Below are 13,124 nucleotides of genomic sequence, written 5' to 3'. Positions count from 1 at the left end.
CGCACCTACGAAAGGCAATCATGAGCGACACGCACCCTCCCGGCGACGACAGCGCCGCGGTCGCCATCATCAGCATGGCGGGGCGCTATCCCGGCACGGCGGACACGGACGACTTCTGGGATCACCTCCTGGCCGGCGACGAGCTGATCACCCGCTTCCCCGAAGCCGGGGACGGCCGGGCCGTGCCCGCCTACGGCATCGTCCCCGACGCCGAGTGGTTCGACAGCGCGTACTTCGGCTACTCCCCGGCGGAGGCACTGCTGATCGACCCGCAGCAGCGCATCTTCCTCGAATGCTGCGCCGAGGCCCTGGAACGGGCCGGCTGCGTCCCGGCCACCTATCGCGACCCGATCGGGGTGTACGCGGGCTCGGGCGCGTCCTCGTACGTGGACCAGCTACGGGCGGACCCCTCGGTGAACGGCGTGGTGCCCGACTGGCATCTCCAACTCGCCACGGGAGCGGACTTCCTGACCACCCGGGTCTCCTACAAGCTCGGACTGACCGGCCCCGCCATCACCGTTCAGACCGCCTGCTCCACCTCCCTCGTCGCCGTGCACGTCGCCGTGCAGGCGTTGCTCACCGGTGAGTGCGGCCTCGCGCTGGCCGGCGGCGTCAGCATCCGCACACCCCACCCGGTGGTCGTCCCGCCCGAGGGAAGCATCTTCTCCCCGGACGGCCACTGCCGCCCCTTCGACGCGGCGGCCCAGGGCACCGTGGGCGCGGACGGCGCGGGCGTCGTCGTACTCAAACGGCTCTCCGACGCGCGCGCCGACGGCGATCACATCCACGCGGTCATCCGCGGCTCGGCCGTCAACAACGACGGCCTCGACAAGGTCGGTTTCACCGCCCCCAGCGTGACCGGCCAGACCACCGCCATCCGTACGGCCTACGCGGTCGCGGGCATCGACATGGGCACGGTGGGCTACGTGGAGACCCACGGCACCGGTACTCCCATGGGCGATCCGATCGAGATCAGTGCCCTCACCAAGGCGTTCCGGGCCGACACCGACCGCGTCGGGTACTGCCGGATCGGGTCCGTGAAGTCCAACATCGGGCACACCGACACGGCCTCCGGCGTCATCGGCCTGATCAAGGCGGCGCTCGCCGTGGAGCACGGCCGGATCCCGGCCAGCCTGCACTTCGTGACGCCCGGCAAGGAGATCGACCTCGACTCCAGCCCTTTCGTGGTGAACGCCGAGCTGACCCCGTGGCACGACAAGGACGGCCCACGACGGGCGGGCGTCAACTCGCTCGGCATCGGCGGGACCAACGCCCACGTCGTCCTGGAGCAGGCCCCGCCGCCCGCGCCGCCCCGGCAGCGGGACGCCGACACGGGCCCGCAGCTGCTGCCCCTGTCCGCGCCGACCCGTGAAGGGCTGGCCGAGTCCGCCGTACGGCTGGCCGACCATCTGACGAAGCACCCGCAGACCCCGCTCGCCGACGTGGCCCGGACCCTGCAGACCGGCAGGCGCGAACACCCCCACCGGCTGCACGTGGTCGGCGCGGACCACACGGCCACCGCCGGGCTGCTGCTCACGGCGGCCGGGCGGGCCCGGCGCCGCTCCGACACCACGCGGCTCACCTTCCTCTTCCCCGGGCAGGGCGGCCAGCACCCGGGCATGGGAAGGGAGTTGTACGCGTGGTCCCCGGCCTTCCGGGAACGTGTCGACCTCTGCGTCGACCTCCTCGGCCCGGACCTCGGAGCGGCCGTACGCGCCGCGCTGCTCGCAGACCCGGACCGGCCCGAGGAGTTCACGGCCGCACGCGAGAGCCTGGTCCCGATGCAGGTGGCCCAACCGGTGCTGTTCACCCTGCAACACGCGCTGGCCGGGCTGTGGCAGTCGCTCGGAATCGCTCCGACGAGCGTGCTCGGCCACAGCCTCGGGGCCTACGCCGCCGCGTGCACCGCAGGGGTCCTCTCGGTGGCGGACGCGCTGACCCTGGTCGTCGAGCGCGGCCGGCTGCTCGGCGCCCTGCCCGCCGGAGCCATGCTGGCGGTCTCCCTCTCCCCCGCCGAACTCGACCCCCTGCTGACCGACGGACTGTCGCTCGCGGCAGTCAACGGCGCCGCGCAGTGCGTGGTGTCCGGCCCCGTCGAGGCGATCGCGAGTTTCCAGGAGGCCCTCACCGAACGGGACATCGACTCCCGGCGGCTGCACATCTCCAGCGCGGCCCACTCCCACCTGGTCGACGCCGTCCTGGACGAGTTCGCCGACATCCTGCGGACCGTGGAACTGCGGGAACCCGTCATCCCCTGGATCTCGGACACTCATGGGCGGGCGGTGACCGCGGACGAGGTACAGGATCCCCGGTACTGGGCCGCACATCTGCGGCACACCGTCCGGTTCGACGACGCACTGTCCACGGCGCTCGACGGCGGCAGCGGCGTCCTGCTCGAAGTGGGACCGGGACACACCCTGTCCACCTTGGCCCGTCGTCACCGGGCCCTGTCGGACGGCCACGGCGTGCTGTCCAGCCTGCCACACGCGGTCGAGGGGACCTCCGCGCGCGCGGCGGTGCTGGACGCCGCCGGCGGCCTCTGGTCCCACGGCCTGCCCCTCACCTGGGACCTGCTGCACCAGGCCGACCGGCGCGGCGCGGCGCTGCCGACCTACCCCTTCCAACGACGGCGCTACGCCCCCACCCCGGCCGAGCAGCCCACGCGGACCCCCGCGGCCGGGGCACCGCAGCCACAGCCGACCCACTCGGCGGCCGGGACGGCCCACCAAGACGTGGCCCCGGTGACCGAGGCGACGACGCCCACCCACGACGGCGACCTGGCCGAACGGCTGGCGAAGGCGTTCTGCGAGGTCCTCGGGCTGCCCGAGATCGACGCCGACGACAACTTCTTCGAGGCCGGTGGCGACTCGCTGATCGCGGTCAGGCTGGCGTCGCTGATCGACCGGGAGTTCGGCGTGAAGGTCACCGTGCGCACGATCCTCCTCGCGCCGAGCGTCGCCCAGCTGCTGGCGCACCTCACCCCCGAAGAGCGAGAAGAGTGAACGGAGTCCCGATGCACCGCCGAGCATCCCCCTGGCTGCTGCGCCGCAAGCCGCACGCGGAGGCCGGTCTGCGGCTGTACTGCTTCCCGCACAGCGGCGCCGCCCCCAGCGAGTACATGAGGTGGACCGGCCGGCTGCCCGGAGTCGAGGTGCTCGGCGTGCAGGCACCGGGCCGGGGCAGCCGCCTCGACGAACCGCCGTACACCTCGATGGACCGCCTGGTCGACGCGCTGGTCTCCGAGGTCGAGTTCGAGGCGCCGTTCGCGTTCTTCGGCCACAGCCTGGGCGCCCTCACCGCGTACGAGACGACCAGGGCCCTGCGGGAGCGCGGACGCGCGCAGCCGGTGGCGCTGTTCGTGTCCGCCATGGGCGCCCCCCACCTCCAGCCCCACGAGCCGCCCACGCACCACCTGGACGACGAGCTCTTCCTGCGCACGGTCGAAGCCGCCGGGCCCCTGCCCGCCGTCGTGCGCGAGGACCCCGAACTGCGGGACATCGTGCTGCGGTCCCTGCGCGGGGACGCCGGCGTCCTCGACACCTACCAGCACACACCGGGGCGCCCCCTGGACCTCCCCGTCATCCTCCTGGGCGGTGCCGAGGACCCGGAGACCGAACTTCTCCAGTCCTGGGCGCGGTACAGCACCTGCCCGCCGCGCACCCATGTGCTGCCCGGTGACCACTTCTACCTGAGGGAACACAGTGAGGAACTCCTCGGCATCATCCTCGACACCGTCCGCCCGCACCTCGGAGCCGGGACCGAGCCTGTCCAATGAGCTCTACCTCGGCCTGCTGCGCTGGGATCTGCTCGTCCCCTTCCCGCACCAGGACGACGACGACCGGCGCACGGGCGACGAGGCCGTGGCGGACTTCACCCGGTTCCTGCGCGAGAAGGTCGACCCCACCGAGGTGGACGCCTCCCGCGAGCTGCCCAAGGACGTGATCGAGGAGCTGCGCACCCGGGGCTGTCTGCGGCTGATGGCCGCTCAGGAGGACGGCGGCCGGGGGCTGTCCGCGTTCAACGCCTTCCGGCTGATCGAGACCGCGGCGAGCTGGTCGCTGCCCGTCGCGAACATGATGGGCATCGGCAACGGCTTCGGGGCGGGCGCCTATCTGAACATGCTCGACGACGGTCCCCTGCGCGAGACGATCCGCGCCCACGTCGCGGCGGGCAACTTCTCCGGCAGGGCCGACACCGAGCCCGCCGGAGCGGGCAACCGCCGCCAGACGACCACCGCGACCCCGGTGGACGGCGGCAGCGCGTACATCCTGAACGGCGAGAAGGTGTTCATCGGCAACGGCGCGGTCGCCGACCTCCTCGACGTCACCGCCACCGTGGTCGACGACGACGGTGTGGCGCGCGGCGCGTCGTTCTTCGTCGACGCCACGACGCCCGGACTCGAGGTCGTCGAACGCCAGGACTTCATGGGCATGAACGGCGCCCCCATCGCCAACCTGAAGCTGACCGACGTCAAGGTGCCCGGCTCGCGCATGCTCAGCGGCACGGAACTCGACCGTCTCGCCCGGGAGATGAAGGAGTTCATCTATCTGGCCCGCACCCTGAGCGTCGTCCCGCCGTCCCTGGCCATCGCCCGCCTCTGTCTTCAGTGGTCACGGCGGTTCACCAACCGCAGGACCATCGACGGCCGCCCACTGGGCTCCCTCCCGGAGGTCCAGCGCATCATCGCCCTCTCCGTGGCAGACACGTACGCCATCGAGAGCCTGGTTCGCTGGACCATGCTGGGCCGTGGAGCGGACCTCCTGCACGAGCACGCGGCGCTGAAGAACGTGGCCTCCGTGACCTGCTGGCGGATCCTCGAACGCACGATGGGGTTGCTCGGCGGAGAGGGATACGAGACCGCGGCCAGCAAGGCCCGCCGCGGCATCGAGCCGCTCCCCCTGGAGCGCTTCCACCGGGACGCCCGAGGGCTGCGCATCTCCGGCGGCGTCGACTACCTGGTGGACTTCCTGGCCGGACAGATCCGCCTCACCGACTGCTACTACGACGGGAACTACCACCGGACACCGGCCGGGGACGGCGCCGACGCCACCGAGCGCGTCGTGAAGGCGCTCACCGGCCCCTGCGCCGAGCACGCCCGGTACGTCACCGAGCAGGCGGCCCGGCTGGCCTCGACCTGCCGGGAACTGACCGAACGCCACCAGGACCGTACGGAGCTGTTCGGGCGCCAGCACACGGTACTGACCCTGAACCGGGTGGCCAACGAACTGCTCACCATGGGCGCCGTCCTCGCCCGCGCGGCCACCGACGCCGTCGACGGGTCGTCCGGCGCGCGGGAGCTGGCCCACGTGTACTGCGCCTCGGCACGGCGGCGGCTGGCCGGGCTCTGGACGGAGCTCGACGAGGGATGCGCCGGCGACTACGCGGACGTCACCGCCGACTGGCTGGGAGGCCTGCGGTACGAGGCGCTGCTCGGGGACACCCTCACCACCGTTCCGCGGGCCGGGCACGGGTCTCGCGGCGACCAAGGAGACGCCGAATGACCGACCCACGACCATACGGCCCCGGCGCCGTGGCCCTGCCCGCCGACCGGCCGCGCCCGGCGACCCGCTCCTCCGAGCGGCACCGGCTGGCGTTCGAGCTCCCGCCCACGGACACCGGCGCCCTCGAAACGCTGGCTCACGCGTCCGGGAACTGCCTCCACGCCGCCCTCCTGGCGGGCTTCGAAGCAGAACTGGCCCGGTGGTCGGGCCAGTCGGACTTCGTTCTCCATGTGTCCCCGGCGGACGGCGGGCCCGCCCTCGCGTCGGCCCCCGGCACCTCCCCGGAGCCCCTGCTGCCCCTGAGCGCCCATGTGCCGCCCACCGCGTCCTTCAGGAGCCTGCTGAGCGCGATCTCGCCGCACGCCATCCTCGCCCGGGGCGCGGCGGCGCCCGAGGCCGCCGCACCCCAGGGCCCGGCACAGGTGACCTTCACCCGGAACGAGCCCGCACGGCCGAGCGGTGACGGCTCGTCGGCGGCACACGTCGACACCGTCGGCCAGGACCTCGCCCTCGACTACACGCGACGGGGCGACGGCGGCCTCGCCTTCCGTGTGCACTACTCCGTCGACCTCTTCGAGCGGTCGACCGTCGAGGCACTGACCCGGCGCTACTCCCTGCTCCTGCGCTCCGCGTCGGCGCGGCCCGACGTCCCACTGCACCGGCTTCCCGTGCAGGAGGAGCGGGACGAGGCGGAGGTGGCCGGTCGAGGCGTGGGAGCAGCCCCGACGCGGACTCCGGGATACGTCCTGGACCGCTTCGCCAAGGCGGTCGAGGAACGGCCCGACGCGGTGGCGGTCGTCGAAGGGAAGACCGTCCTGTCCTTCGCGGAACTCGACCTCCGCGCACGGTCCGTCGCCCGGCGGCTCGCCACGCGCGGAGCGGGGGCCGAGACGGTGGTCGCCGTCTGCCTGCCCCGCTCGGCGGACCTCCTCGCGACGATCCTCGGCATCCTGCGCACCGGCGCGGCCTACCTCCCCCTGGATCCGGCCTACCCGGCGGACCGGCTGGCGTACATGGTCGGCGACAGTGGCACGAAGCTGCTGGTGACCAGGGGTGACCTCCTCCCCGGCGAGGTCTGCGGCGGGGACGTCGACATCATCCGGCTGCACCCGGACGCGTACGAGTGCGCGTACGACACCACGGACGAACACGAGCGGGCTGAACCCGGCGCCCCCGCCCACCCGGACAACTGCGCCTACGTCATCTACACCTCCGGGTCCACGGGCCGCCCCAAGGGTGTGCAGGTCAGCCATCGGTCCCTGGCCGCGCTGCTGGCCGGGCTGGAGGAGTCGGGCGCGATCCGCGTGGGAGCCGGACGCGTGGGCTGGAACGCGAGCCCCTCCTTCGACGCCTCGGTGCAGCAGTGGATCCGGATCTGCCGGGGCGACACCCTCGTGCTGTTCGACGACACCGTACGGCTCGACCCGAAGGGCCTCGCCCGGGCGCTGGCCGAGGAGCGGCTGACGGACTTCGACATCACGCCATCCCACCTGGAGTACGTCCTCCCGCACCTCGGTCCCCTGCTCGGCGACGACAGCGGGCTGCGGCTGTGGGTGGGCGGCGAGACCCTCTCGCCCACGCTGCAACGGCGTATCGGCTCGCTGGCGGGCCGGCTCGACGCCGTGAACGTGTACGGGACCACGGAGACGACCGTCGACACCACCGCGGCGTTCATCCGGGGCGACGAGGTCCCGCACCTCGGCAGCACGCTCCCCGGCCAGACGATCCGGGTGCTGGACGACTGGCTCCGGCATGTCCCGGTCGGGTCCACCGGGGAGATCTACATCAGCGGCCCGCAGGTCGCCCGGGGCTATCTCGGCCGGCCGGGCCTCACCGCGGCGAACTTCCTGCCCGACCCGTGGGCCGGCGACGGCTCGCGCATGTACCGCACCGGTGACCGGGCGCGCTGGACGTCCGACGGCCGCCTGGAGTTCCACGGCCGCGCGGACCTCCAGGTGAAGATCCGCGGCTACCGGGTGGAGCTGGGCGAGATCGAAGCGGTACTGGCCGAGCATCCCGAGGTCCTGGAGTGCGCGGTGGTCCGGCGCCGCCGGGGCGACGGTTCCCTCCTCGACGCCTATCTGCGGATGACGGCCGCCGGGACGGCCCGGCAGGTCCGCGAGCGGGCCGAGCGACTGCTGCCGCAGTGGATGCGCCCCGCGAGCTACACCCTGCTCTCCGCCATGCCACGCACGGCGGGAGGAAAGCTCGACCGTGCGGCCCTGGCCGAGGGCCGGGTGCCTTCGGCGCCCTGACCCGGGAAACCGATCTTCGATTGCGCGGAGAGAACCCCTGCCCGAGACAAAGGAAGATTCGTGTGAGTAATCGGCCCGAATTCAGCCTCACACAGCTGCTCTACTTCGTCACCATCGCCGAGACGGAGAACATCTCCGAAGCGGCGACCCAGCTGCACGCGTCCCAGTCGGCGGTGTCCTCCGCCATGCAGCGGCTGGAACGCCAACTCGGCGTCCAACTGCTGTTGCGCCAGCGCACCAAGGGGGTCGTCCTCACTCCGAGCGGGCGGCTGCTCCTCGACGACGCGCGCAAGATCCTCCGGCAGGCACGGGAGTTGAAGGACTACAGCAGCCGGCTCCAGGGAACGACGGCGGGCCATCTCGACGTCGGGTCGTGCTGGACGATCACCCCTTTCCTGATCCCGCGGACCCTGGCCGCGCTCGCCCTGTCGCGCCCCGGTCTGAAGGTGAGCGTCCATGACACCCATACCCCGAACGACCTGCTGCGCGACGGCGTCTGCGAACTCGTCGTGACCTACGGTTTCGCCACCACGGAGGAGACCAGGTTCACGGAAGTGGTCACACCGCCCCTGTACGCCGTCGTCGGCGAGAGGCACCCTCTGGCCACCGCGACCTACGCCACCCTGGACGAGTTCGCGGACCAACCGCTCCTGATGTTCAACCTGAGCGGCACGAATGTGCACTACAACTACGTCCAGGGTGTCTTCCGGAAGAGCAAGGCACCCATGCCCCCGGTGATCCAGGTGACGGGCCTGGAGTCGATGCGCAGTCTGGTCAGCGCCGGAGTGGGGTTCATGCTCACCCATCACCCTCATCCGACCGAGACCCTGGGCGGCGGACGGGTCGCCCTGGTGGAGATCGTCGGAGACCGTCCTCATCTCGCGATCGGCGTGAAGACCCTGGCGGAGACCCGGCTGAGCCGACGGGCGCTCGCCTTCGTGGAATCCCTTCGCGCGGTGGCCGAGCAGGTGTACGCACCGATCCCAGCCTCCCCGGTTCGCTGAGCTGGTGATTCGGGTGGTGCCGCAGCGGAGTCTCCGCGGCGGGCGCCAGGTCTTCAGGGTCGCTTCCCGTGCGGATCGGCGATGACCTGTTCGTTCGGTCCCGGACATGTGCCGCATCGTCGGCGGTGTATGACGACGACCCACTCCGGCGCTCCGGTCGCGGCCGCTCTCATCGAGCGGCCGCGACCGACGCTTTCCCCAAGGGGTTGGCAACTGTTCGCCGAGGAGTGCGCATCAGGCCGCTTTAACTCGATCGTGTGATGGTCAGCTCGCAGGCTTGCTTGCAGCACCGTGGGCCAGTCGGGTTGGCGTTGCCGTGCGATCTGGGACACCGGGTACGGCGCCGGCGTGCGGGGCCCCCGCTCCACCAGAGAGATGGTCCGGGGCCTCCCCGTCGCCTCTGGCCGAACCCAACTGGCCAGGTCGCGTCAGGGCAGTGTCCACAGCGGCCTCCGGCCGCGGGGGCCTCCCGGGATCGGACCACGCACAGGATGCGTGTCGCCGCCCCGGGGTTGAGTACGCCGGGGACCTGGGGGTCCCCCCGGACGAAGTCTGGGGGGACCCCCAAGACCGTTCGGGGCGCGCGGCTGGCTGGGACCACTCCCGCTCAGTCCCCAGGAACGGTTCCTCATCGGCCCGGACGCCTCACTGCGGACCGGCGGTGAGCCCTCGCAGCGGATTGAGCCGGTCCTCACCGATGCGCTCGCGCAGTTCGGGATCGGTCACTCCGAGGCCGGGGCCCGGTGCCATGCAGAGCACCGCGATCTTGCCCACCTGCTGGTTGGTCTGCAGGAGGCGGCAGGCCTCGGCGGCCTCGGCCAGCGGGTAGACCGCCGACACGGCCGGCACGATGTGCCCGTTCTCGAACAGCTGGTGGGTGGCCTGCTGCTCCTGGTGGTTGGCGCCGTGGCTGCCGATGATCTTCTTGAGTTTCATCCACAGGTAGCGGTTGTCGAAGGTGTGCTGGTACCCGGAACTCGAGCCACAGGTCACCACGGTGCCGCCCCGCCGCGCCACGATCACGGAGATGCCGAAGGTGGCCCGGCCCGTGTGCTCGAACACGATGTCGGGCTCGCGGCCGGCCCGCTCGACGATGAGCTTGCTGAGCCTGCGGCCCACCTCGATCACCCGCTGCGGATCGTCGCCCGTCTCGTCGGTGATCCCCAGCTCGGACCGGTTGATCACGATTTCGGCGCCGAGCGCGCGTACCGCGGCGGCCTTGCGCTCGTTGCTGACGACGGCCACGGGCACACCGCCGCCGTTCTTGACGAACTGGACGGCGTAGGAGCCAAGACCGCCGGACGCGCCCCAGATCAGCACGATATCGCCCTGCTTCATCCGGGCGCCGCGGTCGCTGACGAGCATCCGGTAGGCCGTTCCGGCGCACAGCGGATTGACCGCGGCCTCCTCCCACGTCAGATGTGCGGGCTTGGGCAGCAGCTGGTTGGCCCGTACGACCCCGTACTCGGCGAGCGCCCCGAAGTTCGTCTCGAAGCCCCAGGCCCGCTGCTCACCGCCGAGCATCCCGTCCCCGTGCGTGGCGGGCTCCTGCTCGTCCACATGGGCGGGGTGGACCACGACATGGTCGCCCGGCTTCCAGCGGCGTACGCCGACGCCCGTGCGCACGACGACGCCCGAGCAGTCCGAACCCACCACGTGGTACGGCTGGTCGTGGCGCTCGGCCCAACCGCCCTGCCGCGCGTTCTGCTTGAGGAAACGGAAGGTCGGGATCGGCTCGAACATGGCCGACCACACGGTGTTGTAGTTGATGGAGCTGGCCATCACCGCGACGAGGACCTCGTCCGGCGCGAGTTCCGGCATGGGCACGTTGCCGACCCGCAGCGACTTTCGGACGTCCTTGTCGTCGACGCCGTCGAACATGTCGACATCCTCGACCCGCAGATGCAGGGCCAGATAGTCCTCGGGCACCTCTGCCGCGGCGATCTCCTCGGCGGAGGAGCCGTTCAGTACGGCTTCGGACAGCTGGCTCATGTTCCTCTCCTCATGTGCAGGGTGCTCGTCGCGAGGCGGGTGTCCCCGTCGGCGAAGCACTTCGAAATGATCTTGTTGACGGCGTCCGGCCGCTCCAGGTACCCGAAGTGCCCGGCGTCGTCGACGACGTCGAACCCGGCGTTCGGGATGCTGTCGGCGAGTTCGTGGCCGTAGCGCGGCGGGGCGATCAGGTCGTGCGCGAACGAGATCACATGGCAGGGCACCGTGATGTCCGCGTAGGCCGCCCGCCGGTCCGGCATGGGCTGGAGCGCCAGTTGGGCCAGGGTGCCCGGGCCCGGAGCCGGTTCCATGGCGAAGAGCGCGAGCCAGTCCTGGATCGCCGTCTCGTCCTCCATCGTGCGGGGAGACAGCATCTGCAGGGCACGCACCACCGCCCGGTACGACGGAGGCAGGACCGGGCCCGAGTCGCCCAGTTCGACATCGGCGAGCGCCAGTCGGGCCCGCAGTACGTCCGAGCGCGCCCGGCCGGCCAGCAGCACCGCCTGCCGGACCAGATCGGGCCTGGCGAGGGCGAGTTCCTGGACGACGTACGCGCCCATCGACGTGCCCACCAGCCGCGCCGGCCCCAGGCCGAGTTCCTCGATCAGGGCGGCCAGGTCGGCGACCAGGTCGTCGACCTCGAACCCCTCCGGGCACTCGTCGCTCGGCGGGATGCCCCGGGAGTCGTAGACGTACGCCCGGTACCCCTCCTCGACGAGGAAGGGCACCTGGTGCAGCAGCCATGAGTTCCCCGAGGCGCCCGCCCCGCTGACGAGCACCACCGGCTCTCCCGAACCATGGCACGTGTAGTGCAGCTTGACTCCGTTGACGGATACGAGAGGCATTACCAGGCGGTCCCCGCCTGCTGCCGGGCAGCTCCGCGGCCGGTGGAGCACAGCTCTATGTGGTCCAGCGCCGTTTCCCGGTCGGTGGCGGAGAAGACGATCCGCCAGCCGGCCGGGAGCCTCAGGCAGGCTCGCCAAAGGGCGTACCGGCCCTGGTTGTTGAGGACGACCTGCCAGTCGCCGGAATCCTCGTCGAAGGGGTTTCCGGTCACCGTTTCACCTCTCTTCGTTCGTCGTCGGCTCGTGCCAGCCCGGCCTCGTCCGGGAAGAAGCGGACCGGCAGGCTGTGGAACCCGTTCAGCAGGTTGGAGTGGACCCGCGGCGCCTCACCCGTGCGCTCGAAGCCCGTGGTGAAGTCCCGCAGGGCCATGAGGAGTTCGGATATCTCGATCTTGGCGAGATGGGAGCCGACGCAGAAGTGCGGGCCGTAGCCGAACGAGATGTGCTTGTTGGGGGTGCGTCCCAGGTCGAACACCTCCGGCTGGTCGAACACCCGCTCGTCCCGGTTGGCTGAGGAGTGCCACAGGGTCACGATGTCGTTCTCGCCGATGCGGACACCGCCCACCTCCGTGTCACGCACCGCGCTTCGCCCGAAGTGCATCGACGGGGACGCCCAGCGCAGCACCTCGTCGACGGCCGTGTCGATCGAGCAGTCCCCGTTCTTGAGCCGCCGCCACTGATCGGGGTGCGCGGCGAGTGAGTACACGCTGTCGATCATGGTCAGCCGGCTGGTCTCGTCGCCGCCGATGACGAGGCTGTAGCAGTTGAGGACGACGTCCTCGTCACTCAGCCGGGCCCCGTCGACGTCGCTGAGCGCCAGCGTGCTGATCAGGTCCTCGCCCGGCGCCTTGCGCCGTTCCTCCACCAGATCCAGGAAGTAGAGCAGGATCTCGTTGCGCGCGACGGCCGACTCCTCCTCGTCGAGGACGTCACCGTCGGCGCTCAGCGCGGCCTTGGTCAGGGTCAGCAGATAGTCCCGGTCGCTTTCCGGCACACCGAGCAGATTGGAGATGGTGGTCATCGGGATGCGGTTGGCGATCTCCAGCGCGAAGTCGCACTCATCCCGCGCCACCGCTTCCCGCACCAGCCGACGGGTGTTGGCGCGGACGGCCGCCGCCACGGGGTTCAGTACGCGGGGCCCCAACGATCTCAGCAGGATCTTGCGCAACTGCTCGTGCCGCGGCCCGTCGGTGACCGCGAGCATCTTGCCCGCCCCCGCGTCACCCCCCTCCAGCAGGGTCACGAGGACGTTGCCGCGCTCCGAGGTGAAGTTCTCGTCGTCGCGGTGGACGGCCATGATGTCCTCGTGCCGGGAGAGCACCCAGAAGCCGCTCCGCTCGGCCGTCGGCGGGTTCCAGTGCACGGGCCTGGTGTCGCGCAGCCGGCGCCAGAAGCCGCTGAGATCGTGGTCCGCGAAGGTGGCGGGGTCGGCGAGGTCGACCGTGTCAGGGTCGAGCGTGTCGGCAGTGACCGCAGAAGACGTCATTCCGGGGCTCCGGCTGATCGTGTCGTGGAATATGTGGACAA

At 71.2% G+C, this 13,124-nt stretch carries 9 protein-coding genes; 5 read left to right on the top strand and 4 right to left on the bottom strand.

Annotated features, from left to right (window positions below; translation table 11 throughout):
• Positions 1 to 20: 20 nt before the first annotated feature.
• The 5 genes from CES90_RS12920 (at position 21) to CES90_RS12900 (ending at position 8,760) form a co-directional block, all read left to right on the top strand.
• On the top strand, positions 21 to 3,002 hold the full coding sequence (locus CES90_RS12920; RefSeq protein WP_189784289.1) for a type I polyketide synthase: 2,982 nt from the start codon (positions 21 to 23) through the stop codon (positions 3,000 to 3,002).
• Positions 3,003 to 3,013: 11 nt separating this feature from the next.
• Positions 3,014 to 3,775 (top strand): thioesterase II family protein, encoded by a 762-nt coding sequence (locus tag CES90_RS12915; protein ID WP_189784288.1) that lies wholly within the window; start codon positions 3,014 to 3,016, stop codon positions 3,773 to 3,775.
• Complete coding sequence (locus CES90_RS12910; RefSeq protein ID WP_189784287.1) at positions 3,702 to 5,501, top strand: acyl-CoA dehydrogenase family protein; 1,800 nt, start codon at positions 3,702 to 3,704, stop codon at positions 5,499 to 5,501. Before CES90_RS12915 ends, CES90_RS12910 begins: the two co-directional genes overlap by 74 nt.
• Positions 5,498 to 7,756 (top strand): non-ribosomal peptide synthetase, encoded by a 2,259-nt coding sequence (locus CES90_RS12905; RefSeq protein ID WP_189784286.1) that lies wholly within the window; start codon positions 5,498 to 5,500, stop codon positions 7,754 to 7,756. Before CES90_RS12910 ends, CES90_RS12905 begins: the two co-directional genes overlap by 4 nt.
• A 62-nt stretch (positions 7,757 to 7,818) precedes the next feature.
• Complete coding sequence (locus tag CES90_RS12900) at positions 7,819 to 8,760, top strand: LysR family transcriptional regulator (protein ID WP_189784285.1); 942 nt, start codon at positions 7,819 to 7,821, stop codon at positions 8,758 to 8,760.
• Positions 8,761 to 9,405: 645 nt separating this feature from the next.
• On the opposite strand, the gene ccrA is transcribed toward CES90_RS12900, so the two are convergent.
• The 4 genes from ccrA to CES90_RS12880 are packed head-to-tail and all read right to left on the bottom strand — an operon-like array spanning position 9,406 to position 13,083.
• Positions 9,406 to 10,752, bottom strand: coding sequence for a crotonyl-CoA carboxylase/reductase (ccrA, locus tag CES90_RS12895; RefSeq protein ID WP_189784284.1), 1,347 nt, complete (start codon positions 10,750 to 10,752; stop codon positions 9,406 to 9,408).
• Positions 10,749 to 11,597 (bottom strand): alpha/beta fold hydrolase, encoded by an 849-nt coding sequence (locus CES90_RS12890; protein ID WP_189784283.1) that lies wholly within the window; start codon positions 11,595 to 11,597, stop codon positions 10,749 to 10,751. The genes ccrA and CES90_RS12890 overlap by 4 nt, the downstream gene beginning before the upstream one ends.
• Entirely contained in the window at positions 11,597 to 11,809 is a 213-nt protein-coding gene (locus tag CES90_RS12885; RefSeq protein ID WP_189784282.1) for an MbtH family protein, read from the bottom strand. The genes CES90_RS12890 and CES90_RS12885 overlap by 1 nt, the downstream gene beginning before the upstream one ends.
• Positions 11,806 to 13,083, bottom strand: coding sequence for a cytochrome P450 (locus CES90_RS12880; RefSeq protein ID WP_189784281.1), 1,278 nt, complete (start codon positions 13,081 to 13,083; stop codon positions 11,806 to 11,808). Before CES90_RS12880 ends, CES90_RS12885 begins: the two co-directional genes overlap by 4 nt.
• Positions 13,084 to 13,124: the final 41 nt, after the last annotated feature.

The organism is Streptomyces capitiformicae (assembly GCF_002214185.1).
Classification (GTDB): domain Bacteria; phylum Actinomycetota; class Actinomycetes; order Streptomycetales; family Streptomycetaceae; genus Streptomyces; species Streptomyces capitiformicae.
The sequence above is the reverse complement of the archived record's forward strand: the minus strand, read 5'-3'. Positions and strand labels throughout refer to the sequence as shown.

Coding starts and splice junctions, on each gene's coding strand:
- CES90_RS12880 (WP_189784281.1), bottom strand. CDS start 13,083: ATGACGTCTTCTGCGGTCACTGCCGACACGCTCGACCCTGACACGGTC.
- CES90_RS12905 (WP_189784286.1), top strand. CDS start 5,498: ATGACCGACCCACGACCATACGGCCCCGGCGCCGTGGCCCTGCCCGCC.
- CES90_RS12890 (WP_189784283.1), bottom strand. CDS start 11,597: ATGCCTCTCGTATCCGTCAACGGAGTCAAGCTGCACTACACGTGCCAT.
- ccrA (WP_189784284.1), bottom strand. CDS start 10,752: ATGAGCCAGCTGTCCGAAGCCGTACTGAACGGCTCCTCCGCCGAGGAG.
- CES90_RS12920 (WP_189784289.1), top strand. CDS start 21: ATGAGCGACACGCACCCTCCCGGCGACGACAGCGCCGCGGTCGCCATC.
- CES90_RS12915 (WP_189784288.1), top strand. CDS start 3,014: ATGCACCGCCGAGCATCCCCCTGGCTGCTGCGCCGCAAGCCGCACGCG.